We start from the raw sequence: 24328 nt of genomic DNA, 5'->3' as shown, positions 1-24328 counted from the left end.
TCCTTAGATAACCACCAGCTCACCCTCAAGGGCGCCAGCCTCATTGAGCGCTTGCAAGATGGCCATGACATCATCGGGGGTTGCCCCGAGTGAATTGACAGCCTTGACGATCACTTCCAAGGAAGTGCCATCCGGCCAGACAAACATGTTGTTACGTTCCCGATCGACCTGGATCTTGGAGTTGGGGGTCGTGGTGGTCTGCCCATTGGAGAAGGCGTTGGGCTGACTGACCGTCTGACTCTCGCCAATGGTCACCGTCAGACTGCCATGACTGACGGCAGCCTTGTGAACCTTGACCCCCTGCCCCATCACCACAGTACCGGTTCGACTGTTGAAGACCACCTTCGGCCGCTCCTGACCCGGATCCACCTTTATATCTTCCAACAGTGCCATAAACGCGATGCGCTGACTCTCGTCCCTGGGAGCAGCAACCTGAACCCGCCCGGCACTCACCGCGCGGGCGACCGGCCCCAGCTGATGGTTGATGGCTCGCTCCACATTGCGCGCGGTCTTGAAGTTGGGTTGGTGCAGATTGAGAGTCACTTCCGGCTTTTCGGCAAAATTGCTTACCACCTCTCGCTCGATGGTGGCGCCATTGGGGATAATCCCGGCTGTCGGCACGTTAATCGTGACCGATGAACCGGATTGCCCTTCCGCTTTCACCCCGGCGACAACCAGATTGCCCTGCGCCACGGCATAGACTTCACCGTCGATACCACGCAGGGGGGTCAGCAGCAGAGAGCCGCCACGCAGACTCTTGGCATCCCCAATGGAAGTCACGGTTACATCGAGCAACTGCCCCTTGCCAGCCAAGGCGGGTAGCGTGGCCTGGACCGAAACGGCTGCCACGTTCTTGAGCTTGGGATCGATATCGTCCGGTAACTGCACACCAAACTGCTTGAGCATGTTGGCCATGGATTGGCCGGTAAATTTGACCTGGCTTTTGTCACCAGTCCCGGAGAGACCGACCACCAGACCATAACCCACCAGCTGGTTGGTTCTCAGCCCCTGCACATCGGCAATATCCAGCAAGGCTCGTTTGGCCGGTGCGGCAGCCTGACTAACCCAAGGCAAGCAGAGACACAGCAGGGCGATAAACCATCTGTTCATGTGATTCCTCAAAATGGCGCAAACGCCGAGCTAAAGAAGCGGCCCAGCCACCCCATCTGGTTACTGTCGGCGAGGGCACCACGACCGGCATAGGTGATGCGGGCATCGGCAATGCGCTGGGACGAGATACGGTTGCTCTGGTCAATATCTTCAACCCGAACCATGCCACCCAAGCGGATATACTCATCCCCCTGATTGAGGCGGATCCACTTTTCACCGCGGATCCCCAGCACTCCGTTGGGCATCACTTCTGCCACGGTCACAGTAATGGAACCTGCCAGGGTATTTTGCTGACTGGAGGTCGCTCCGCCATCAAAATCCCGATCCGCACTGAGGGCGGCCCCCCAGTCGGGGCGCAGTTTACCGCCAATAGAGGGGGCCGGCACATTCATGCTGCTGTTTTTGCTCATGCTGGTATTGGCTTTCTTGCTCGACTGGGTACGCTCTTCCAGCACCACGGTGAGAATGTCACCAACACGGTAAGCACGCCGATCCTGAAACAGGGTCATCATGTAGTTGCCCCGATAGAGGCCACCATCTTCGCCCTGCGCAGTCGCGGTCACCTTGGGACGGGATGGCGCCCATTTCTCGTCACCCGGCTCGGGCGCCTGCAGCTCATAGGTGGCACAGCCGCCCAACAGCAATACCAACCAGATATAACGCAGCATCGACTTCATCATTACAGAGCCTGAGTGACAAACTTGAGCATCTGGTCGGCGGAAGAGACCACCTTGGCATTCATCTCGTAAGCCCGCTGGGTCGTGATCATGTCGACCATCTCCTCGACCACGTTCACGTTGGAGCTCTCCAGCGTGAATTGCTTGACGGCCCCCATCGCCTCTTCACCCGGTACACCTTCAATGGGCTCACCGGACGCGCCGGTTGCACGGTAGAGGTTGCCACCAAGCGCTTCCAGACCGGCCGGGTTGGAGAAGTTGGTCAGGGTGATTCGGCCCAGCTCGACACTCTCTTGCTGACCGGGCAACGAGGCGCTGACAGTGCCGTCGGTACCAATGGAGATCTTGGTGGCGTTATCGGGGATCTGGATCTGCGGCACCATGGGCAAACCATCCGCGTTAACCAGCTGCCCCTCGGCATTGCGATGCCATTGACCATTACGGGTATAGGCCGTCTCGCCATCCGGGCGCTCAACCCCGAAGAAACCGGCACCGACCACCGCCATATCCAGCTCCTGATTGGTATTCTGGAATTGGCCGGAGGTGAAGACCTTTTGGGTACCCACCACCCGCACACCATTACCCATTTGAATACCTATAGGCGCCAAATTCTGCTGATCCTGCTGGGCACCCGGCTGGCGCTGCACCTGATAAAAGAGATCTTCAAACGCTACTCGATCGCGCTTGAAGCCGACCGTGTTCACGTTAGCCAGGTTGTTAGAGATACTGGACATCTTGGCATCTTGTGCCGACAGACCTGTTTTACTGACCCATAATGCTGCGTGCATTGTTATTCCACCTTGTTCATCAAGCCTCATCCACTGGGATGTGGCAAGGCATCGGGTATCTGCCCGATGCCGTCAAAATCAACCCTGACCGGAAATCAATTTGGCCCCTTGACGAGCCTGATCATCCGCCGCTTTCATCAACTTGACCTGCAGTTCGAAATTGCGGGTCAATGACATGCTGCTCACCAATTCATCCACGGCATTGACGTTGGCCCCTTCCAAAAAGCCGGATGCCATTACCACCTGCTCGCTACTTTCGGCATCCCCACCCTGGCGCATCCGGAACAGGCCATCGTGGCCTTTTACCAGCTCAGCCGGATCAGGATTGACCAGCTTCAGGCGGCCTACATCGAGCCGGGCACCGCTACCCGGAGGAGTGATGCTCAGGGTGCCATCCTTGCCAAAACTGATGTCACGATAAGCGGGCAGCACCAGCTCGCCCCCCTCCCCTAGCACCGGCCGACCATTGAGGGTCAACAGCCCGTCGGCATCGGCCTCCAGGTTACCAGCACGGGTATAGGCCTCTTTGCCATCAGGCGTCTGCACCGCCAGAAAACCCTCGCCACGAATCGCCACATCCAGCTTGCGCCCCGTCTGCATCAGAGGGCCAGCCTTGAAGTTGGTACCTGCCATATCTTCTCTGGCCATTACCCGACTCTGGTAACCATCGCCCGTCAGGGCATAAGCAGAAACCCGCTCAAAGTCAGCCCGAAAACCGGCGGTATTGACGTTGGCCAGGTTATTGGCCCGGATTTGCTGAGCCATCAGGGTATGCTGCGCCCCGGACATGGCGGTGTAGATAAGCTTTTCCACGGGTTACCCTTAGAAGGAGTTGAACAGAACCTGGGTCATCTTGTCAGCGGAACTGATGGTCTTGGCGTTGGCCTGATAGTTACGCTGGGAAGTCATCAGGCTAACCAGTTCACCGGTCAGATCCACATTGGAGCTCTCGTAAGCCCCGGCAGTCAGCTTGCCCATGGTGCCGGTTCCCGGCGCCCCCAGTACCGGCTGGCCGGAACTGAACGACTGTTGCCAGGTGGTGTTGTTGGTCTGCAGTAGACCATTAGGGTTGGTGAAGTTCGCCATCACAACCTGGCCCTGCAACAGGCTCTGACCGTTGGTAAAGGTGGCATAGACACCGCCATCGGCATCAACCCGTACACCGGTCAGGTCACCTGCGGTATAACCATTGGACTGGTTGCGGGTAGCGTTGAAGTCAGAGGCATACTGGCTCACCTTGCTGATATCCACTGCCAGCGTGATATCTACAGCCCCTGGCGCATTAAGGGTCAACTTGGGCATTTTGTCAGCCGCAGGCGCATTCAATGTGCCGTTTTTGGTGAATTCCAGATCCGTTTTTGCAGCCAGATAACTACCATCGAGGGTGTAATGTACTGTCCACTTGTTCTCATCGGTCTTGACAAAATACTGGGTCAGGCTGTGCTCACTGCCGAGGGAGTCGTACACCTTGCTGGTCTGGGAGTAGTTATAGGTTTCCGAATTATCTTTGTTGAACACCTGGGTAATCTTGCTGGCATCCGCTTTTAGGTTCGCCACAAACTCCAGCTTGTCGGATGCCTTGGCTGGCAGGCTGCCCGCCTTGACCTGAATATCCCCGACCACACCGGATTGCAATTTGCCGGCGTCATCCGTGGTATAACCCTGCAGACGGGTACCACTCGCCGTGGTCAGGTAGTTACCGCTATCACGCTGGAACATGCCCGCTCTGGTGTAGGAGGTTTGTCCGCTGCCATCTTTCAGCACGAAGAAACCACTGCCAGAAATCGCCAGATCCAACCCGCGCCCGGTGCGCATCACATCACCGTTGCGATCAAAGTTCTGGGAGACGTTGTTCATCTCGACACCGCCAGCCTGACCACCACCATAGATGGCAGCAAACTCGGCACGGCTGGATTTGAAGCCTGCGGTACTGGCGTTAGCAACGTTGTTACTGATAACGCTCAATTCCTGGTTTACGGCACGCAGGCCGCTTAATCCGATACTGAAAGACACTGTGTCGCTCCTTTCTGATTACGCTGATTTGCCGAACTGGATTGCACTGAACAGCGGGACATCGCCCACACCGGCAACCTGCAGCATGATTTCTCCCGTACCGGGCAAAGCAACACGTTCTACCTTGCTCGCTACATAATTTTTGGTCGCCACAAGGGTCTTGCCCGCCGAGGCCTTGACCTCAAAGCGGTACTCTCCGGCAGGAAGGGGGGGCAGTTCATAATCCAGCCCGCCCGCTTTGCTCTCACCCCAACTCTTGCTGGCCACCAGCACGCCGTGCTGGTCATACACTTTGAGATCCACTTGCTCCGCCGCACTTTGCAGCTCGATTTGACCGCGGATCTTGTGCTCTTGCTGTTGTTTAAGGGTTTTGCTCGGCACCATGACCTCTTTGTCGACCAAAGCGGTACTCTGCAACACCTGCTGGGTATCCATCTTGGTGTTGCTCTGTAACTGAAGCTTCTTCAGTCCCTCGACACCCTCTACCATGCTGAACTGGGCCAGCTGGGCAACATACTGGGCACCATCAAGCGGGTTGGTGGGATCCTGGTTCTGGATCTGCGCCACCATCATCTGCAGGAACTCGTTACGCAGTTGCATCCCGCTATTCTGGTTGGCTTGTGTTTCCTGAGCAGCACCGGTGCCATTGCTGGCGATCTTGGGGTCAGCAACAGCCTGACCCGTACCACGCGCCGTATCCAGACTGCTTATCTGCGGCAGACTCATGGGCTTAGGCTCCCTGACCAAGACGCAGCAAACCTTGCTGCATACTGTTGATCCGGTTGATCACCTCTACCGAGGTTTCAAAACCGCGAGAGGCACTCATCATGTCTGCCATCTCTTCCACCACGTTGACGTTGGAGTAGTAGACAAAGCCATCCTGATCGGCCATCGGGTTGGTCGGCTCCAGCCGTTTCTCGACCTGACGGTCGGACTGTACGATACCCGCCACTTGCACCGACGCAGCTCCGAGGCCATCGGCATCCTGAATCTTCTGATAGAGAGTGGAAAAAACCGGCTTGATGGCACGAAACGCGGCGTCTTCACTGGCGGCCGCGCTATCCACGTTGGCCAGGTTGGAGGCAACGGTATCCAGCCGCACGGTCTGGGCGCGCATGGCACTGCCGGCGATGTCATAAATCTTGTTGAACGACATGGTTAACGGCCCTCGATCGCCTTGGCGATCCCGGTAATCTTCATATTGAGGAAAGTGAGACTGGTCTGAAAATCGGTGGCGTTGTTGGCAAATTTGCCCTGCTCAACCCCCAATTCGGCGGTATTGCCATCCATGGAGACCTGATAAGGAATGCGATAGAGGGGGTGACGCATATCGTCACGCATGGCGCCCTGGCTGATGGCCTGACTCTCCTCGCCCGCAGCAACTTGCTGCGCGACACGGCCCAGAATCGTCTTATAATCGACATCCCGAGCCAGATAGCCCGGTGTATCCACGTTGGCCAGATTTCCCGCCAGAATACGCGCCCGCTCCGCCCTGACATCGAGGGCATAAGGGTGTACGCCGAGGGCGCTGTCAAATGAGATACTCATGCTTCATCCTTTATCGTTCACTCAGACCGGGGTTACCCTTATCAAGACTCATGCCAACCATGAAGATACCTAGTTTCAAGCGGTTACCATGTACCATCCACTGCAAGCAGATGAGAAATGAGGAAGTGCGACTTCCCGTGTGGAAATGGAGCGGCATCCTCTGGCTACTGCTGAGCGCATTGGCTCACGGTGCCCCGCAGGCGCAAAGCGCCATGCTTGAACAGTTGCTTGAACAAGATGCCCGCCAGAGTCTTGATTACTACATCACCCAGCAGGGATGGCCTGCAACCTCAGGGGAGTTTCGGGTCTGGCTTGCCCCTTCCGCCGAGCACCTTCCTCCCTGCCCCTCACACTCACTCTCGTTACAAGCAGGTGGTCAGTATCGGCAACCCTGGGGACGACGCCCCTATCTCATCGAATGCACAGATCCCGCCTGGCAAGTGCGCGGACGGGTAGAGGTCTCGTTGCTGTTGCCGGTCTGGGTTGCTGCACGGGATATCGCAAAAGGTCAGGCCATCAGCGCCAGCGATCTGGTGGAGAAAGAGTTGGATGTCAGCCGCATACAGCGCGGGTTTATCCCGAGCAATCACTCCCTGCTGGGCCATAAAAGTAACCGGCATCTGAGAAGCGGACAGCTCATCGGTGAGCTGGACTTACAAAAAAGTTGGGCGGTCAAACAGGGGGAAGGGGTACTGATCCGCGCAGGGAAAGGTGAGTTCTCCGCCACAACCAGAGGGGAGGCCCTCGATAATGGCGGAATAGGCGACGGGATCAGAGTGAAAAATCTTAGCTCTGGCAAAGAGATACAGGCATGGGTGACTGATATAGGGGAAGTTGAAACCCGTTTTTGAACCAAGATCGCAATTTGATTCAAGTTCGACAAGCCTTGGGTCGCTTGTCATAGACAGACCATCAGGAATTTATGTTATGAAAATTACCCGTACTGACTCGCTCTATATTCAAAACCAGCCTGGCCGCAAACCGGATGTCACGACCAAGCCGGAAACCAGGTCCGCACAGTCATCCGAAACCCGGATCAGCAGCACAGCGCAGTCAGTAGCCAACGCCCGCAGCCAGCTGGCAACCACATCCGACGTCGACATGGACAAGGTCAACGAGATCCGCAAAGCCATCAGTGAAGGCAAGCTGGAAATCGATCTGGATGCGCTGGGTCAGGCCATTCTGGATATGCATCGCCGATGAGCGTGGATACCAAGGCCACCGTCAAGGCATTGATCCTCGGGATCCAGCAGGATTACGGCCACTATACCGAACTCACCGCCCTGTTGCTGCGCCAACATGCACTGCTGGCAAGCCATGATGTCGATGGCCTGCAAGTCCATAACGAGCAGCAGACAGCGCTGATGGCCAAGGTGACACAACAGGCAAAGTTACGCTGCCAGCAGCTGCAGACATTGGGCCTCAAACCAGATGAGAAGGGGATGGCCACCCTGATAGCCAAACTGCCACCTCCCCTGCGCACCACGGTAACCAATCAATGGCAACAGCTTGAACAGCTGCTGCACCAGTGTCTGCGCCAGAATGATCTCAATGGCCGCCTGCTGGCAGGCCAGATGGAGACGATTCATTCACTGTTGGGACAAGAGTCAGGTTATCGCGACCCGGACAGCATTACGGATTAACCCTCCGTCTTACTTTTTGCGGGTCAGGTGACGCAAACTCGCCAGCTCATCCAGCAGCAGTTGATCCCGCCTCTCCTGCTGCTGGCGAGCAACATCATCACGTCGTGCCAGCAATAGCTCCAGCCCCTTGACCCGCCCGAACTGCCGGACAAGTTCCCCTTCGTGGCGCTCCAGATCCAGTCTGGCCAGCGCAGATTGCTGCACCTGATGGGAGAGCAAACGGCGCAACTGGCCATCCATCTGTTGCTTGTTTTGCCATAGCAACGGGTGAAACTTGTCGGAACCGGGCCGCAGCGAGGAGATCACTTCCTGCAATTTGTGTGCTCGCTGCTCTTCCCGCAACGCCAGCTCCCGCAAGCGTCGACGCTCGGCGCCAAGATTTTCCAGCTCTTCCTGTTGCAACCCCAGATAAGACTTCAGCATAACGAATCCTTATCCCTGCCCCAGCACCTGCTTGAGACCAACCATCACCTGTTCAAAGGCCATCTCTTCATGCAAGCCTTGCTGCAGAAATGCCGCAATCCCCGGATAACGCTGAACAGCCTCATCCATCTGCGGATCAGCCCCTGGTTGATAACCGCCCAGTGGCAGCAGCTCACGCACTTGCTGATAGCGTCCCCATAGCTGGCGCAAGGTGACCGCCAGCTTTTGCCATTCGGCAGGCACGACTTGTGGCATGACCCGACTCACCGAGGCACCGATATCGATGGCGGGATAGTGGCCCTCTTCTGCAAGACGGCGGGTTAGCACGATATGACCATCGAGAATGGCGCGCGCCGCATCGACCACCGGATCCTGTTGGTCATCCCCTTCCGCCAGCACGGTGTAGAACGCACTCAGACTGCCATCCGGATGCGTGCCGTTACCGGCTCGCTCCACCAGCTGGGTCAGCATGCTGAATACCGAGGGTGGATACCCCCTGGTGGCAGGAGGTTCACCGATGGCCAGCGCGATTTCCCGCTGCGCCTGGGCATAGCGGGTCAGTGAATCCATCAGCAGCAGCACATCCTGCCCCTGCTCACGGAAATACTCGGCAATCCGGTGGCATAGCTGAGCCGCTCGCAGTCGCATCAGGGGAGATTGATCCGCTGGCGCCGCAATGACCACGGCGCGAGCCAGACCATCGGCCCCCAGACTGTGTTCGATGAATTCGCGCACTTCACGGCCCCGCTCACCAATCAGTCCCACCACCACAATCTGGGCTGCGGTATTGCGGGTCATCATGCCCAGCAACATACTCTTGCCTACCCCCGAGCCGGCGAACAGCCCCAAGCGCTGGCCCTTGCCAACCGTCAGCAGGCCATTGATGGCACGGATACCGACATCCAGCGGTTCACGTACCGGGGTTCGCAATAGCGGATTGGGGGCAAGAGCAAACAGAGGGACACTGTCACCAACATCGGGTAACGGCTGCCCGTCGAGGGGCTGCAGCAGGCCATCGAGTACCCGCCCCAGCAGATGACGACCAAGCCGAACGGTTTCCTCTCCATCGATCGGTTCGACCTGAGCTCCCGCGAAGAGGCCACTCATCAGCTGCAGCGGCATCAGGTAAGAGATATCCCGGTTAAAACCGACCACCTCGGCCAATAGCGGTGCACCACTTGCCGTGCTGACACGACAACGCTGTCCCATCACCAGTTGGCAACCGACTACCTCGAGAGTCAAGCCGGTCACTCGCACCAACCGGCCAAAACGACGAAACACGGGCAGTTCATCCAGATTATCCAGCGCACTGGTCAGTGCCTGCTGCAAGGCTTCATGCATCTTGCGGCACGTCCAGCGAGCTGTTGAGCTGTTCGATGCAGGTTGCCAGACGGGAGCTGGTGCTTACCTCGACGACGGCAGCGCGCGTTTCGATACGGGCATCGCCTACCCCAAGTGCTGCATCAACTTGCAATGGCCACCCTTCGCAGCGAGTCACCCCCTGCTCGGCGAGTCGCTGTCGATCTCCCTCGTTGAGGTAGATCACCAGCTCTTCCGATTCACTCGGCAAGGTAGCCAGCGCCTGTTCGACCTGATTCATCACCTGCTGCGGATTGAGGGTGAATTCGGCCATGATGACCCGCTTGGCCACCTGCGCCACCAGCTGGGCAATCAGCTCTTTCTGCTCGGCCATCCGGGCCCGGCTCAGTGACTCCCACTGCTCTTGCAGCTTGGCAAACGGCACCATTGCTTGTTCGAAGGCGGCTCGCCCCTCCGAAAGGCCCTGAGCAAACCCGCGGGTTTGCCCTTGTTGCAAACCGGTGCTCTCGCCTTCCTGCAGGCCGCTGGTCAGCCCTTGCTGATAACCGGCCTGATAACCTTCGTCATGACCTTGCTCCAGCCCCTGCTGATAGCCGAATTCAAACTGTTCTTGCTGACTCCGTGCCTCTTCCCCACTCTGACCGAGCGCAGGGAAACGATACAGACGGGTCGCCCCAGGCATCAATTTGCGCACATTGTGACTCATGAATGCCTCCTTTTAACTGACGGTGGGCTCTTCGAACAGCTGGAACTCGATCTCGCCCTGCTCCACCAACTCGCGGACCAGTTGCATGACCTCTTCCCTTGCCTGCTCGACCTTGCGCAAAGAGACACTGCCCTGGTTCTGGATTTGATCGTCCAGCGCCTGAGCCATCCGCTTCGGCATGGCACCCAACACCACCTTGCGGAAGCTGGTTTCGGTGTTCTTGAGAGCCAATGCCAGCAATTCGCTGGGCAGCTCCTGTACCAAACGTTGCAAGGTGTCGTCGCTCTGACGGCGCAACGCCATGAAATCGAACATGTTCTTCTCGATCTCCAGCGCCATGTCACCGTCGTGTTCGCGCAACAGGGAGAGCATCTGCTCCTTGTCCCCCTGATAACGGTTGAGAATATCGGCTACCTGCCGTACCCCGTTTACCTTGGCACCGGATTGATCTGCCACGTAGGTGAGACAGCGATCCAGCGTCAGTCTGAGTTCGCCCAGCACATGTTCACTGACACTGCTGAGACTGGCGACGCGCACCAGCAAATCGTCATGTACCGAGCCGGGCAAGGCATCGAGCACGGCTGATGCGGTCTGGGGCGGCAGGAAGGCCAGCAGCACAGCCTGCATTTGGGGATGTTCGTTGCGGAAGAAACGGGCCAGCACATCGGCAGGCACCCACTGCAGGCGCTGGATATCCTGGCTCATCACATCGCCGTACAGACTGTCGAGCAGACTACGGGAGAGTCGTTGCCCCAGAGCAAGATCGAGCGTCTGTTCCAGATACTCCCGTGAGGCACTGCCAATACCGCTCTGCTCGCGGTAATGATTGAAGAACTGCTGCAACGTCCACTTGGCTTCCATCGAACTGACGCCAGAGAGAGAGGCCATCTTGGAAATCAAACGCTGCACTTCGTCACGGGAGAGCTTCTGCATTACCTTGGCAGCAGACTCGGTCCCCATGCTCAGCAACAAGATGGCGGCCTTCTCAAGGTTGTCGATATCGATATCAACGGCACTCTGATTCAAGTTAACGCTGTTCATTGCCACTCACCCATGCTCTGACAACCTCCGCCACCCGGGCGGTATCTTTTTCAACCAGCAACTGCAAATGCTTGAGCTGAACCTCCAGCTCGGATCCCGGTTCCGGCAACGACTCCATATCGAGCGACGAGAACTGGGGCTCCATCTTGTTGTCAGTACGGATCAGACTATTTGAAAGAGCAGACGTCAGCTGGGGATCATCGTCATCCCTGCGCATGGACAATCCGACCGTGGGCTCCAGCTCTTCTTCCGTCTCACCCATTTCCATATCCGGCTGCTGTTGGGTGCGAACCAGATGTTTCACCAACGGCCGAATACCGAAGAAGACCAGCGTCAGGCCAAGCAAACCACCGACCAGATAACGCAGGGAGTCTTGCCAGTAAGGGGTCTCCCACCAACTGGATTCGGGAGCGGCTACTTGTACTGCACCATTGAAATCGAAGGCCTGCAGACTAATCTGATCGCCACGCGTCTCATCGAAACCGACAGCACGCTCTACCATCTGACGGATCTGTTCCAGTTGCTCGGCACTCCAACCACCTTTCGGAGCGATCTGCTGATTGAGCAGAATGGAGACGTTAATTCGCTCCAGACGTCCCTGCTGGTAACGGGTGTGCACTATGGTGCGACTGTTTTCGTACTGCTTGCTGACTTCCTGACGCTCGGTACGAGTGTCATTCTGTTGTGTAGCGGTATTGGCATTGCCTTTGTCAGCACCAGCCTTTTCATCTTTTGCCGCCGTTTCAGGCGGGCGGTTGGATAACGCCCCCGGGATCCCCATCGCCAACGCATCGATGGTCTTGTCTGACTTGTTGGACTCGCGAGTCACCACGCCTTGCGGATCGAGCTGCTGCTGGGTCTCTTCGACAGCGTTGAAGTTAACGTCTGCAGCTATCTGCACCTTGAAATTGGTGCTGCCCAGCATGGGATAGAGCATGTCATTGGCACGCTGACGAATGTATTGTTCCAGCTTGCGGACATACTCCATCTGTTGAACGCTCTGCTTGCCAAAACCGACCTTGTCCCCCAGCTCTGCGCTGAGCAACTGGCCGGATTGATCAACCACGGTCACGGCACCAGGTTTCATTCCGGAGATACTGCCCGCCACCAGATTGGCAATCGCCTCGACCTGACCCGCTTCGATGGATTGGCCCGGTTGCATATCGAGCATTACCGATGCGCTGGGTTTCTCCTCATCGCGCCCCACGAACAACGTGCGCTTCGGAATAGCAAGATGAACACGGGCACTGCGTACGGCATCGAGGGCTATGATGGTGCGGGCCAGCTCCCCTTCCAGGGCATGACGATAACGCGCCCCTTCCATAAATTCGCTGGTACCCAGTCCGGTTACATTGTCCAGCCCTTCCAGACCAGACGGCATGGCTGCACGCACCCCTCGTGCAGCAAGCGCCATCCGGACATGAGCAAGCTGGTTTTCAGGAACCAGTACCTGACCAGTACTCTTTTCCAGACGGAAAGGCACCTGCTCTTTCTCCAGCATCTCCATGATGTTGGCGGTATCGTATAGCTCCTGTTTGCCATACAGGGGTACATAGTTTTTGCTGGAGGTCCACAGGATAACGACTATGGTACCGGCCACAATGGCAGCCAGCAGAGCAATGGTCAGGATCGATTTGTTGTCACGGGAGAGGGTACGCCAATTGCGTAATCCCTCTTGTAGCCTGATTTTGAGCGAATCAGGGGCGGCCCCCTGAGGAGACGTTACCAGTTCAGTCATCTGTTACCTCAGAGCGGCATGCGCATAATGTCGTCAAAACCGGTCATCAGCTTGTTGCGAACCTGCATCAAGGCTGAAAAACTCAAGCCGGCTTTTTGACTCGCCACTATGGCGCCCACCAGATCATCGCTCTGCCCGGCATCTACGGATGCCATTAATTTTGACGCGACATTCTGCTGTTCATTGACGCGCCCGACCACATCCCGCATGGCATCGGTAAATGATGCTCCCGACAGCTCATTGGATTCGATAGAAGGGGTCTGGCTTGCGACACGCTGCATCTCCTGCATCTGCTGCAGTAGTGTCACCTGTGATGACATCATCTGAATCTTCACTTTTTATCCCTCTGCTTGAATCTGCTGTTCAATATCAATGCCTTGCTCACGCATCGCCGCAAGTTTGTAGCGCAGTGCCCGGGTTGTCATGCCCAGTGCATCGGCTGTGCGGGTACGATGGCCACGAAAGCGGCGCAAGGTCTCTAATACAAATTGGAACTCGGCATGCCGCCGAGTTTCACTTAACCCCTCGGGAGCATGCCACGTGTCTGCTGCGACTGTTTCTTCGTGAAGAATGCAATTTGGCAACATCAAATCGACGGACTGTATATGCAAACCACGCGCCATTATTAATGACCGTTGAATGACATTATCCATCTCTCGTACATTTCCTGGCCATTCATATGACAGCAACAACTGACAGGCACGTTCACTCAGGCGATAACCCTGTTGGGATGCATAACGCTCAATAAAGTAGTTGGCCAGCGGAATAATATCCTCAGGACGTTCACGCAATGCGGGCCAATTCATTGGCAATACATCAAGACGATAGAAAAGGTCTTCACGAAATAGCCCACATGCAACCAGTTTGCGCAGATCTTTATTGCTGGCGGCAATGATTCGAACATCAAGAGCAATCGTTTGATTGCTGCCAAGTCGCTCAACTTCTTTTTCTTGCAGCACCCGTAATAATTTAGCCTGCAGGTTCAAAGGAAGCTCTGATATTTCATCCAGCAACAGGGTCCCCCCCTGAGCCAACTCAAATTTGCCGGGCTGGGCAGAAACAGCACCGGTAAATGCACCTTTATTGTGGCCAAAAAGAATTGACTCAAGCATTGCCTCAGGAATTGCTGCACAATTAATCGCCAGAAATGGTTTTTCCGCTCTGACAGACATTTCGTGAATATAACGGGCCAACCGTTCTTTACCGGTTCCTGACTCACCACCGATCAGAATGGTGGCAGAGGTTTTGGCTGCTCGTCGGGCCAGTTGCAAGACCTGCAGGCTCATGGGCGACACAGCGATAAGATTGGGGATCGCCTGACGAAGGCGTAGAGCACCACGGACAGCATCGAGCAATTGCTGGGGGCAGAAGGGTTTGACAATATAGTCAACAGCCCCGGCACACATAGCTTCCGCAGCAATGGTGGCCTGGTGCTCATTGACCATGATGACACAATCAAGTCCTTCGAATTCACGCAGAATACGCGGCCCGAGCTCGGTCATAGCATCCATATCGAGCAGGATCAAATTGACATTACCATCTGCAATAATGCCCTTTGATTGTTTAACAGAATTAACGTTTGATACCCTGATGCCTTCCTTGGATAGGATTTTTTCAACCTCATTTTCGGCAAATATTAGCGGCTGAATCAATAATATATGTGGCCCAGCCAAGCTATCGCCACACAACCCGATCTTTGTATTTATTGGTAATCCCGAAGACATAGACGTCTGACACCTGTGATTGTGGATAGAACAATCAATAGAGCTGAATTATCAGACACAAAGGAGAAATACAAATGCGCACTTAAAAAAGTGAAATCTGTATCTAGATGGTAACAGGATTGTATCCAAACTCACCTTGGTAACCCCGCTGTCATTAGCTTTCCTGCTGTTAGACCGGAGGCTTTGCGTCCTGACTTTTCAGTTCAGTTTGCCCTTACAATGTGATAACACGCCCCGCCAGATGGGCTAAGCGTGTGGCAACACAATTAATATTGTTTTTGTTATTTAACTTTCACACATTGCTGCGTCAATTTTCGCCACATAATATAGTATTCATACGGCAATTCAAGCAAAGGCGGAAAAAACACTTCCCCATCAGCGCATTTATCCAACAGCAATTAACCAAGTGTACCAATTACCTCTACCCGTAACTCTTCCGGTATTTCATTATAAGAAAGCACTTTGAGTCCCTTTGAGAATGATCGTGCATAACGTGCCATCAACGGTCTCAGTTGCGGCATAACAACCAACACCGGGGCATGTCCCAACTGCTGCAACTGCTCCTTCACCAACGGCATATTTTGCTGCAATTGGGCCAGCAGTTGTGGATCAACCGGGAAGCTGTCCAGCTGGATTTTTCCCTGCTGTTGTGACTGATTCATTGCAGCCAGCAATGTCTGCTCAAGGCGATCATCCAGCGTAAACGTAGCCAGCACATCGCGATTACCAATGGCCTGCCGTACAATCTGGCGCTTCAAGGCACAGCGCACATCGGATGCCAGCAAGACAGGGTCTTTGGTCAGCTCGCTCGCATCCAGCAGCGTCGTGGCAACGGTTCGGATATCGGTAAGACTGACCTGATCCTTTAGCAATTGACGAAACACTCTCAATTGCTGCATCTGAGTCAGCGCCAGATTGAGCTCTTCAGCCAACCGGGGGGACTGACTGGCGAGGTATTGGCCCAGTTTGCCAACTTCATCGTGACCAAACAGTGCATCAAGCTGTTCACGCAACAGCTTGCTGGCGTGAGTGGCAATCACAGTGGCCGAATCCACCACCGAGTAACCAAGATTAAGTGCCTTGGCCTTTTGCTCAGGGGAGATCCAGACCGCACTCATGCCGTAGGCCGGGTCCTGAGTCAACTCGCCATCTAAAGCACCATAGGTCTCACCACTGCTGATGGCCATCAAGCGCTGACAATCCACATTCCCCATCGCTAACGCGACGCCGGACAGCTTGATCCGGTACTGATCAGGCTGCAGTTGCAGATTGTCGCGCACCCGGATCTCGGGGAGCAGAAAACCATATTGTTCGGATAGGGTTTTGCGTATCCCGCGCACCCGGGCAAGCAGTTCAGCCCCTTTATCCGTTTCAGCCAAAGGCACCAGACGATAACCAAGCTCGATGGCGACCGTATCGACCGGCGGCAAATCCTGCCACTCCAGTGCCTGCTGTTCAGGCTGAATCATTTGACGAGTCAGCTCTTGCACTGCATCCAGATCCGGCACATTGACGGCTCGTTTGCTGACACTCCAGCCAGTCCAGGCAAGTACAGCTGCGAAACTGAGGAATGCGAGCATCGGCATCCCGGGCACCAGACCCAGGATCAGCATGATGGTTGCAGAGGTATAGATGACGCGAGGCGATGCCAGGATCTGCTGACCAACCTGATCAGCCATCTCCCCCTCATCACTGACCCGGGTCACGATAATGGCCGCAGCAGTCGACATCAGCAGGGACGGGATCTGGGCAACCAGACCATCACCAATGGTCAGCAGTGCATAGCGCTGGAAGGCCTCCGCGACGGGCAAGGCATGCTGGAAGATACCGATGGCCAACCCACCCACCAGGTTGATGATCAGCACCAACATGCCAGCTATCGCGTCACCACGAACGAACTTGGAAGCACCATCCATTGCACCATAGAAGTCCGCTTCTCGCGCGATCTCCTCACGGCGAGCCCTGGCCTGATGCTGATCCATGGTGCCGGCATTCAAGTCAGCATCGATGGCCATCTGCTTGCCGGGCATAGCATCCAGAGTAAAGCGGGCGGATACTTCCGAAATCCGCTCGCCACCCTTGGTGATCACCACAAAGTTGATGATCATCAGGATCACGAAGACCACCAGACCGACGACATAGTTGCCACCGATCACGACTTCACCGAATGCCTGGATGACCTTACCGGCCGCTTCATGCCCTTCATGACCGTGCAGCAACACCACACGGGTAGAGGCCACGTTCAGCGACAACCGCATCAGGGTGGCAACCAGCAACACGGTTGGGAATACCGAGAAATCGAGTGGTCTGCGGGCCGAGACGGACACCAGCAACACCAGTACCGCCAACACGATGTTGAAGGTAAAGAGCGCATCCAGCAGCCAACCGGGCAGAGGCAGGATCATCATGGCCAGAATGGCCAATAACATCAGCGGAATTGCGGTATAGGATTGGGTGAATACACGCCAGTTCACAACTTACCTCTCAGGTTGACGTAACTCGGGCGGTACATATAACGGGGCAAGCGGGGTCGGTTTCCTCCCCTTGCCTGCCTCATACGCCCTTAACTGCAATACATGGTTCAATACATAGGCAACTGCCGTGTACAGCCCTGCGGGGACTTCCTGATCCACCCTGGTCGAGTGATAGATGGCTCGCGTCAACTCGGGCAAGCTCATCACCATCTTGTCATGCTGCTTGGCAACCTGACGGATCCGCTCGGCCATGCTGTCGACCCCTTTAGCAATCACGAAAGGGGCATTGGCACGAGTAGCATCATATTTTATTGCCACCGCATAATGGGTCGGGTTAACGATAATCACATCTGCCTGCGGTACCCGCTGCTCGATACGCGCACGAGCAAGCATTCCCTGCACCTGGCGGATTTTGGCCTTGATCTCGGGACGCCCTTCGCTGTTCTTGTGCTCATCCTTGACCTCTTGTTTGGTCATCCTGAGCTGCTTGTTAAGCGACCAGCGCTGATAGGGCACATCCAGCACGGCAATCAGCATCTGTACGCTCCCTAGCAGAATAAATGCCTGGGAGAGGATTCGTAGCGCCTGCTCGAGGGCCGCCTGAGGGGGCATCCGGTTCATCATCAACAAGGAAGGCCATTGATGATTTAACATCAACGCCAATGTGCCACCGATCAGCGTCACCTTGAGCAGTGACTTCAGCAACTCCATCAGGCTGTTCTTGGAGAACATCCGCCCCAGCCCCTTCAAAGGGTTCATCTTCTCGCCACTGGGTAGCAGCTTTTTCCAGGTCAGCGCCATACCACCCGGCACTATGCTGAGCAACACCAGCATCAGAGCCAGAAAACCAAACAGGGGCAGCAGCACCCACAGCATGTTTATGAGCGCTTCACCCAGCCAATGGATCATCATCTGCGGGTCACGGGCACCTTGCCAGTCAAAACGCTGCGGACGCTTCATCAACTCGGCAAAGAACTGGCCAAACCCCGGCACCATCCACTGCATCACCAACCCGCCAAGCAGCAGCAAACCGGCAGAACTGAGCTCTTTTGAGCGGGCGATCTGCCCCTCATCTCTCGCTTTCTGGCGTTTCTGGCTGGAGGCCTCTTCGGTTTTGTCCTGTGCGCTGTGCTGACTCATGCCGGGGTCAAGCCTCGCAACTGTTCAAGCACATGGGTAACCAAATCCAGATAACGGGAGGGCACACCACTGATGGAGAGCGCCATGGTGAGCAACCCGAGCAACAGGGTCATGGGAAAACCGAGGGAGAAGATATTGAGCGAAGGGGCGGTCCGGTTCATCACCCCGAAGGTCAGGTTAACCATCAACATGGCGACAACGGCAGGCAACGTCAGCAACAGGGCGGCACCGATAGACCAACCAAACAACCCGATCACACCTTTCATATCGATCAGATCCAAAGATGAACCCGGCGGCCAGCTACGCAGGCTCTGCACCAGAATATCCAGTACCACCAGATGGCCATTCAGCCCCAGGAAGAGCAATGCGCAGAACACCATCATGACCTGACTGATGATAGGGGCAGAATCACCGTTGACCGGATCATTCATCACCGCCATCGCGAGCCCCATCTGCATGGAGAGGATCTGCCCCGCTGTGGTCATCACCATATAGAGCAGCTGGACACACAGACCAAACAGCAAACCAAACAGCAGCTGCTCCACCGCCAGGACCAGCGCACCGGCACTGAAAGGATCGACAACCGGCATATCCTTCATCATGGGGGCGAGCAGCAGGCTGATGATGAACGCCAGCATCAGGCGAACTTGCGCAGGCACCCGGGTATCCCCAAAGACCGGCATCACCCAGAATGCCATACCGATCCGAATAAACGGCCACCACCACTGTCCCAACCATGCGGTCAGGTCAGCAGCACTGAGGGACAGCAGCGAATTCATCCGATAAACCCGGGGATTTTAAGAAAAAGATCCTGGAACAAGGTGGTGATCTGCGACAACAGCCAGTTACCCGTAAAGATAAGGGTCATCAAAGTCACGATAAAACGGGGAAGAAAACTGAGCGTCTGCTCCTGGATCTGGGTGGCCGCCTGAAAAATACTGACCACCAAACCTACGATCAGGCCCGGTACAATCAGCACCGAGACCATGGTCACCACCAGATTGACCGCGCCACCAACCAGGGCAACGCTCTGCTCAGGGGTCATATCAGCCTCCCCCACCAAAGCTGGCAGCCAAAGTGCCGACGGTCATCGACCAGCCATCGACCAGCACAAACACCATCAGTTTGAAGGGTAAGGAGATGATCAGCGGTGAGAGCATCATCATCCCCATCGCCATCAAGACGCTGGCGACCACCAAATCGATCACCAGAAAGGGGATAAACAGCATAAAGCCAATCTGAAATGCGGTATTCAACTCACTCAATACAAACGCGGGCAACAGCACCCCGAAAGGCACATCCTCTTTGGCGACCGTTGTTGGTTCGCCAGAGATGCGCAGCATCTGCTCCAGATCCGGTTCACGGGTTTGGGCCAGCATGAATTTGCGCAGGGGTTTCTCTGCCTTGGCAATCCCCTCTGACAGGGTTATTTCATTCTGGTCATAAGGGACAAATGCATTCTGATACATGTCCGTCCAGACCGGACGCATAATCACCACAGTCAGGATGAGGCTGATGCCGATCAGCACCCGGTTGGGAGGGCTCTGCTGCAAGCCAAGTGCCTGTCTCAATATGGCCAGTACGATGATGATCCGGGTAAAACTGGTCATCATCAGTAATAAGGTCGGAAGCAGACCCAACAGGGTCATGAAGAAGAGGATCTGCAACTTGATGTTGTAGTCCTCGCCCCCTGAAGCGCCTGGCGATACCGAGAACAGGGTCATGTCCGCCCCCCAGCCGGGCAGCGAAAATAACAGCAGCGTCAGCAGCAGATAGCGCATCAGTCGTCCATGCCACCCAGCAGGTTGGTATCGATGACATCGACCAGGCGCAGACCATATTTGCCATTCACGACGACGACTTCGCCCTTGGCAAGCAGACGGCCATTCACCCGCACATCCAGCGGTTCACCCGCCAGCTTGTCCAGCTCAATGACAGCCCCCTCCTCGACGCGCATCAAATCGCCGAGCGGCACTTCGGTACTGGCCACTTCCAGCGTCACCTTGACCGGGATCTGGCGAAAGAAGGAAAGATCCCGTTGTTTGCTGCTACTGGTGGGGGCCAAGTAGTCTGCGGCGCTAGGCATGCTGATGTCGTCACCAAACAGTTGATCCAGTCCATCCAGATCCAGCGGATCATTCATATTGTGCTCGCTCATGATTCAATTTACTCCTCTACAACCGTCGCAACCTGATAGACCAGGCTGCCTTTGTGTTCTGCGATTCGTCCACTGAAGCAGGGACGGCTGCCAATCAGTGCTGGCACAACTTCAGGCAAGTCCAGTGACAGCACATCACCCACCTTGAGACACTCAAGATCCGCCAGCGTCATGGACAATTGGCCCATCACCACCCGCAGACGTACCGGGACATGAGTCAGAGCCTGTTCCAGCTGACCTGCCGGCAATGAATGACTGACCGGAGAAATGGACTCCTCGGGGGGAAGCAACCACATCTGCCAGTAATGAGTGCAATTACCTGCCTGCAGGGTTGCCTGCGTGGTCCAGAGCTGACGGTGGGCGATGGAATCCCGCGGCACGACATGCAACTGCCACTTCAAATCCCCCAACCCCAGACAAGCACACCAGATATCAACCTGATACTGGCAAAGCCGCAATAACAGCCGCTGTTCGGTATCGGTCAGCCCTTTGCCAGACTGAACATGCTCCTCTTTTTGCTGCAAGGTGCCGCCGAAAAAGAGGACCGCAAGACGATAGATGACCAAGGGTGCGATCGAGAAATAGACGGCGCGCTGTGGTTCAAGCGGACTTCTCGCTTCGACCCAGATATGAGCGTCATCTATCTCTGCCGGACCGGAAAAGGCGAACTCGCCATAATTCAGTTCGCACTCCGCACTATTGAACAGCTGGGCCATACAACTCGCAGCTTGCAGGGAAAATGTGCTCAACTGGCCATTGACCTGCTTCAAGCGGGCGTGATTAAGCCGCTCGACACCCAACAGATCATAATGAGGCAGGGTTCTGCCACGTTCTGCGCTAAGCAGCCGGGAAGGTGTGAGCATTGCGCTGCTTGATGACATTAATAATCCACCTTAACCATTTCATCTCGCCTTATTGCCACAGGGTCGCTCATCAGGCCAGCAGTGTGATAGATACAGACAGTCCAGCCGACGTATATCGACCAAAAAGGGTGAGAACTTTATTACAAATTCCAGAAAGCCGCCATGCGGTGCATCTCGGCGTGAATAATAAAAATCCCGGTGCCGTTAGGCACCGGGATTTTAGCGTGACGGTTCACGCGGAATGAGGTCGGAGTCGGCCTGTAAGCCGGGTTCTGTACCGGGTTGCCCCGGGTAGCAATCATTCCTCTAGGCCAGCAATCGCTCGCTGGCTCAAGCAACCTACCCGCCCCCAACGCGGGCCGCGCCAATAGGGGCCTATTTGGTCTTGCTTCGGGTGGAGTTTACCGTGCCACGAACTGTTGCCAGTCGCGCGGTGCGCTCTTACCGCACCCTTTCACCCTTACCTGATCCCTTGCGGGCCATCGGCGGTCTGCTCTCTGTTGCACTGGTCGTAGGCTCACGCCCCCCAGGCGTTACCTGGCACCCTGCCCTGTGAAGCCCGGACTTTCCTCCCCTCCGCCCGTCTGTCCCGAGGGACACAACGACGAAGCAGCGATTGCCCAGCCAACTCCGAGGCGCGGATTATAGCCTTGCGATACGCACGGGGTAAACCGGCAATTCCCGTTTACAGCCATTTATCGCGCTTTGGCCATCGTTTACAGACTGAATGCTCGCCGGTTCGGGGGATTGCACAGGTCAGAAAAAAGTCTACTGGCCTATTTCATCGGCTCAATAGTGCTCGAGACCGTATTTGTAGAGGGCATTCTTCTTCACACCGTGGATCTCGGCGGTCAGGGCGGCCGCTTTTTTCAGTGGCAACTCGGCCACCAGCAGACCCAGAGTACGGATCGCCTCGGCTGGCAGATCCTCTTCTTCTTTGGCGGCGCCAGCCACGACCAGCACGATCTCGCCGCGGCAGCGGTTGTCATCCTCGCCAAGCCAGGTCAGCATTTCGGACGCTGGCAGACCGTGGATCGACTCGAAGGTCTTGGTCAGCTCACGGCACACCACCACCTGACGCTCGCCGAGAATGCGAGCAATCGCTTCTACTGTATCCTGCACACGGCGCGGGGATTCGTAGAACACCAGCGAGCGGGTGTCTTCAATAACGGCTTGCAGGCGATCGTCACGTCCCTTGCTCTTGGCGGGCAGGAAGCCCTCAAAGGCAAATCGATCGGTGGGCAGACCGGCCGCGCTCAGAGCGGTGATGGCAGCACAGGGCCCAGGCAGCGGTACCACCTTGACCCCGGCTTCACGACAGCGGGTGACCAAGTGATAACCGGGGTCGCTGATGAGCGGAGTGCCGGCATCGGAGACCAGCGCAACACTCTTGCCCTCTTTTATCCGGCCGATCAGCACATCGGCTTTCTGCTGCTCGTTGTGATCGTGCAGGGCGAAGGTCGGCACCGAGATTTGGTAGTGGCTGAGCAGGATACCGGTATGTCGGGTATCTTCGGCTGCCACCAGATCGACACTGCGTAAAATGTCCAATGCACGCTGGGTGATGTCCGCCAGATTGCCGATCGGAGTGGGGACTATATACAGGGTTGGGATGTCACTCATGGGATCTCCGAGTGCCCCGACAATTGTGTCGCCATATTGGCCCGTTTACACTATGGGGAACTTCAACACTGGTCGGGGAATGAACTTGAACCGGGTTACAAAGCAGCTAAGTGTATCACGACTCTTCGGCATCATACTCGCGGCAGTACTGCTCGCCGCCTGTGCGTCGGAGCCCAATCAACCGTCAGGGCCGTCAGGCATGCCCTCTGCGTTCTCCAATCTGACCAAGAATGCCCAGTGGTATCTTGAGCAGGTGGACCCCGCCAAGCCGGCCGAGGCCTTTACCTGGCAGATGCTGGCGGCACGCAGCTATCTGGCGCTGGGCCAGGCCAAACCGGCCTCGGCACTGTTCCAGCAATTGCAGAAGCAGGCCAAGGATCCCGTTCAGAAGGCGCAGTTGCAACTGCTGCAAGCCCATCTGTTGCTGGCGCAAGGCCACGCCAATCAGGCGCTGATACTGCTGGAAGGCAAACCCGAGGTGGTGCTGGATGCCGATACCCAGAAGGATTGGTATCGCCAGCGCGTGGTGCTGCAGCTCGACATCAACAACAAGTTTGGCGCTGCCAAGTCGTTGATTGCACTGGAGCCCTACCTCAATCAGAGCGAGCAGGCGACCAACCATCAGCAAATCTGGTCGTTGCTCAAAAGCATGACCCCCTCCACCCTGCAGGCGCTGGAAGAGGCTCCGGCCCCTGATGTGACCACCGGCTGGTTGCGACTGGCGGCACTGGTCAACGAGTTTGGCGCCCAGCCGAACCTGCTGGCCCGCCAACTGGCAGGCTGGAAGCGCGACTTCCCCAACCATCCAGCCCAGAAGGATATGCCGGCAGGATTGGGCGATCTGGCTGCTACTGCCAGCACCTCGGTGCAACAGATCGCTGTGCTGCTGCCCCTCTCAGGCAATCTGGAGCCGCAGGGCGCCGCTATCCGTAACGGTATGCTGATGTCTTATAAGGAAAATCAGGGGCAATTCACCCTGAACTTCTACGACACCCAGAGTAAGTCGACCGGCGACCTTTACAAGCAGGCGATTCAGGAAGGGGCAGACATGATCATCGGCCCGCTGCTGAAAGACCGGGTCGAGGAGCTGCTCAAGGCCAATCCGACCGTACCGGTGCTGGCACTCAACGAGCTGGACAAGCCGATCGTCAACGACACCACCTACTACTTCTCCCTCTCTGCCGCAGCAGATGCCGCGCAGGCAGCCCAGTACCTCTACACCCAGGGCTACCGCAAACCGCTGCTGATCGCCGCCCAGGGGCGGATCGGTTACAGCAGTATCAAGGCGTTCGAGCAGAGCTGGGCCACCCTGAGCCAGGATAAGCCGGTCGTTGCCACC

At 56.2% G+C, this 24328-nt stretch carries 27 protein-coding genes, 1 other RNA gene and 1 riboswitch; of the genes, 4 read left to right on the top strand and 24 right to left on the bottom strand.

Annotated elements, in window-relative coordinates; all coding sequences use genetic code 11:
• Positions 1 to 3: 3 nt before the first annotated feature.
• The 8 genes from fgIL to lfgB all read right to left on the bottom strand — a co-directional run bounded on the left by fgIL (position 4) and on the right by lfgB (position 6136).
• A complete protein-coding gene (gene fgIL, locus AB5Y85_RS15835; protein WP_069527062.1) occupies positions 4 to 1110 on the bottom strand; it encodes a lateral flagellar basal body P-ring FlgIL in 1107 nt (368 codons plus the stop codon).
• A gap of 8 nt (positions 1111 to 1118) precedes the next feature.
• The gene (flgH, locus tag AB5Y85_RS15830) at positions 1119 to 1790 is read right to left on the bottom strand and encodes a flagellar basal body L-ring protein FlgH (RefSeq protein ID WP_040068881.1); all 672 of its coding nucleotides are present in this window, start codon (positions 1788 to 1790) and stop codon (positions 1119 to 1121) included.
• The gene (gene lfgG / locus AB5Y85_RS15825) at positions 1790 to 2575 is read right to left on the bottom strand and encodes a lateral flagellar basal-body rod protein LfgG (protein WP_111899830.1); all 786 of its coding nucleotides are present in this window, start codon (positions 2573 to 2575) and stop codon (positions 1790 to 1792) included. The genes flgH and lfgG overlap by 1 nt, the downstream gene beginning before the upstream one ends.
• A 78-nt stretch (positions 2576 to 2653) precedes the next feature.
• Positions 2654 to 3388 (bottom strand): lateral flagellar basal-body rod protein LfgF, encoded by a 735-nt coding sequence (lfgF, locus tag AB5Y85_RS15820; protein ID WP_257686537.1) that lies wholly within the window; start codon positions 3386 to 3388, stop codon positions 2654 to 2656.
• Between the two features lie 9 nt (positions 3389 to 3397).
• Positions 3398 to 4588, bottom strand: coding sequence for a lateral flagellar hook protein FlgEL (flgEL, locus tag AB5Y85_RS15815; protein ID WP_257686536.1), 1191 nt, complete (start codon positions 4586 to 4588; stop codon positions 3398 to 3400).
• An 18-nt stretch (positions 4589 to 4606) separates the two neighbouring features.
• The gene (locus AB5Y85_RS15810) at positions 4607 to 5314 is read right to left on the bottom strand and encodes a flagellar hook assembly protein FlgD (protein ID WP_201905124.1); all 708 of its coding nucleotides are present in this window, start codon (positions 5312 to 5314) and stop codon (positions 4607 to 4609) included.
• A gap of 4 nt (positions 5315 to 5318) precedes the next feature.
• The gene (gene flgCL, locus AB5Y85_RS15805) at positions 5319 to 5744 is read right to left on the bottom strand and encodes a lateral flagellar basal body rod protein FlgCL (protein WP_019444815.1); all 426 of its coding nucleotides are present in this window, start codon (positions 5742 to 5744) and stop codon (positions 5319 to 5321) included.
• 2 nt (positions 5745 to 5746) lie between these two features.
• On the bottom strand, positions 5747 to 6136 hold the full coding sequence (gene lfgB, locus AB5Y85_RS15800) for a lateral flagellar basal body rod protein LfgB (protein WP_019444816.1): 390 nt from the start codon (positions 6134 to 6136) through the stop codon (positions 5747 to 5749).
• A gap of 212 nt (positions 6137 to 6348) precedes the next feature.
• Between lfgB and flgA the strand changes: the two genes are divergently transcribed.
• The 3 genes from flgA (at position 6349) to AB5Y85_RS15785 (ending at position 7779) form a co-directional block, all read left to right on the top strand.
• Positions 6349 to 6987, top strand: coding sequence for a flagellar basal body P-ring formation chaperone FlgA (gene flgA / locus AB5Y85_RS15795; protein ID WP_368221755.1), 639 nt, complete (start codon positions 6349 to 6351; stop codon positions 6985 to 6987).
• A gap of 76 nt (positions 6988 to 7063) precedes the next feature.
• Entirely contained in the window at positions 7064 to 7339 is a 276-nt protein-coding gene (gene flgM, locus AB5Y85_RS15790) for a flagellar biosynthesis anti-sigma factor FlgM (protein WP_043821914.1), read from the top strand.
• The gene (locus tag AB5Y85_RS15785) at positions 7336 to 7779 is read left to right on the top strand and encodes a flagellar protein FlgN (RefSeq protein WP_257686535.1); all 444 of its coding nucleotides are present in this window, start codon (positions 7336 to 7338) and stop codon (positions 7777 to 7779) included. Before flgM ends, AB5Y85_RS15785 begins: the two co-directional genes overlap by 4 nt.
• 9 nt (positions 7780 to 7788) lie before the next feature.
• Here AB5Y85_RS15785 and lfiJ read toward each other — a convergent pair whose 3' ends face one another.
• The 16 genes from lfiJ to rsmI form a co-directional block, all read right to left on the bottom strand.
• Positions 7789 to 8202 (bottom strand): lateral flagellar protein LfiJ, encoded by a 414-nt coding sequence (gene lfiJ / locus AB5Y85_RS15780; protein WP_257686534.1) that lies wholly within the window; start codon positions 8200 to 8202, stop codon positions 7789 to 7791.
• A gap of 9 nt (positions 8203 to 8211) precedes the next feature.
• Positions 8212 to 9543 carry a lateral flagellar FliI-like assembly ATPase LfiI gene (gene lfiI / locus AB5Y85_RS15775; protein WP_257686533.1) on the bottom strand — a complete coding sequence of 444 codons (1332 nt, stop codon included), beginning with the start codon at positions 9541 to 9543 and terminating at the stop codon, positions 8212 to 8214.
• Positions 9536 to 10228, bottom strand: a complete 693-nt coding sequence (gene lfiH / locus AB5Y85_RS15770) for a lateral flagellar assembly protein FliH (RefSeq protein ID WP_005336232.1) — start codon at positions 10226 to 10228, stop codon at positions 9536 to 9538. Before lfiH ends, lfiI begins: the two co-directional genes overlap by 8 nt.
• 12 nt (positions 10229 to 10240) lie before the next feature.
• The gene (gene fliGL, locus AB5Y85_RS15765; RefSeq protein ID WP_005336238.1) at positions 10241 to 11269 is read right to left on the bottom strand and encodes a lateral flagellar motor switch protein FliGL; all 1029 of its coding nucleotides are present in this window, start codon (positions 11267 to 11269) and stop codon (positions 10241 to 10243) included.
• Positions 11256 to 12998: a lateral flagellar M-ring protein FliFL gene (gene fliFL / locus AB5Y85_RS15760; RefSeq protein ID WP_257686577.1), complete on the bottom strand. Its 1743-nt coding sequence runs from the start codon at positions 12996 to 12998 to the stop codon at positions 11256 to 11258. The genes fliGL and fliFL overlap by 14 nt, the downstream gene beginning before the upstream one ends.
• 17 nt (positions 12999 to 13015) lie before the next feature.
• On the bottom strand, positions 13016 to 13342 hold the full coding sequence (gene lfiE, locus AB5Y85_RS15755) for a lateral flagellar hook-basal body complex protein LfiE (RefSeq protein WP_257686532.1): 327 nt from the start codon (positions 13340 to 13342) through the stop codon (positions 13016 to 13018).
• A gap of 3 nt (positions 13343 to 13345) precedes the next feature.
• Positions 13346 to 14731 (bottom strand): lateral flagellar response regulator transcription factor LafK, encoded by a 1386-nt coding sequence (lafK, locus tag AB5Y85_RS15750; protein WP_257686531.1) that lies wholly within the window; start codon positions 14729 to 14731, stop codon positions 13346 to 13348.
• Between the two features lie 135 nt (positions 14732 to 14866).
• Positions 14867 to 14954: riboswitch (cyclic di-GMP riboswitch) on the bottom strand.
• 175 nt (positions 14955 to 15129) lie between these two features.
• Complete coding sequence (lfhA, locus tag AB5Y85_RS15745) at positions 15130 to 17205, bottom strand: lateral flagellar biosynthesis protein LfhA (RefSeq protein WP_257686530.1); 2076 nt, start codon at positions 17203 to 17205, stop codon at positions 15130 to 15132.
• 3 nt (positions 17206 to 17208) lie between these two features.
• On the bottom strand, positions 17209 to 18345 hold the full coding sequence (gene flhB / locus AB5Y85_RS15740; RefSeq protein ID WP_257686529.1) for a flagellar biosynthesis protein FlhB: 1137 nt from the start codon (positions 18343 to 18345) through the stop codon (positions 17209 to 17211).
• Complete coding sequence (gene lfiR / locus AB5Y85_RS15735; protein WP_005336245.1) at positions 18342 to 19124, bottom strand: lateral flagellar biosynthetic protein LfiR; 783 nt, start codon at positions 19122 to 19124, stop codon at positions 18342 to 18344. Before lfiR ends, flhB begins: the two co-directional genes overlap by 4 nt.
• Positions 19121 to 19390, bottom strand: a complete 270-nt coding sequence (gene fliQ, locus AB5Y85_RS15730; protein ID WP_005336246.1) for a flagellar biosynthesis protein FliQ — start codon at positions 19388 to 19390, stop codon at positions 19121 to 19123. The genes lfiR and fliQ overlap by 4 nt, the downstream gene beginning before the upstream one ends.
• Before the next feature lies 1 nt (position 19391).
• Positions 19392 to 20126 carry a flagellar type III secretion system pore protein FliP gene (gene fliP / locus AB5Y85_RS15725; RefSeq protein ID WP_005336248.1) on the bottom strand — a complete coding sequence of 245 codons (735 nt, stop codon included), beginning with the start codon at positions 20124 to 20126 and terminating at the stop codon, positions 19392 to 19394.
• Positions 20126 to 20503 (bottom strand): lateral flagellar motor switch protein LfiN, encoded by a 378-nt coding sequence (lfiN, locus tag AB5Y85_RS15720; protein WP_019444828.1) that lies wholly within the window; start codon positions 20501 to 20503, stop codon positions 20126 to 20128. Before lfiN ends, fliP begins: the two co-directional genes overlap by 1 nt.
• Positions 20504 to 20511: 8 nt before the next feature.
• A complete protein-coding gene (gene lfiM / locus AB5Y85_RS15715) occupies positions 20512 to 21384 on the bottom strand; it encodes a lateral flagellar motor switch protein LfiM (protein ID WP_181294941.1) in 873 nt (290 codons plus the stop codon).
• Between the two features lie 227 nt (positions 21385 to 21611).
• Positions 21612 to 21998: RNase P RNA component class A (rnpB, locus tag AB5Y85_RS15710), an RNA gene on the bottom strand.
• A 157-nt stretch (positions 21999 to 22155) separates the two neighbouring features.
• Positions 22156 to 22989 (bottom strand): 16S rRNA (cytidine(1402)-2'-O)-methyltransferase, encoded by an 834-nt coding sequence (rsmI, locus tag AB5Y85_RS15705; RefSeq protein WP_236341183.1) that lies wholly within the window; start codon positions 22987 to 22989, stop codon positions 22156 to 22158.
• 199 nt (positions 22990 to 23188) lie between these two features.
• Here rsmI and AB5Y85_RS15700 point away from each other — a divergent pair.
• Positions 23189 to 24328 (top strand): penicillin-binding protein activator (locus AB5Y85_RS15700; protein ID WP_368221749.1); only part of this gene is annotated, 1140 nt, incomplete at its 3' end.

The sequence above is a fragment of the Aeromonas sp. R3-1 genome, from assembly GCF_040908345.1.
Classification (GTDB): domain Bacteria; phylum Pseudomonadota; class Gammaproteobacteria; order Enterobacterales; family Aeromonadaceae; genus Aeromonas; species Aeromonas veronii.
Note: the sequence above shows the minus strand (reverse complement) of the source record. Positions and strands in the feature narration are given on the sequence as shown.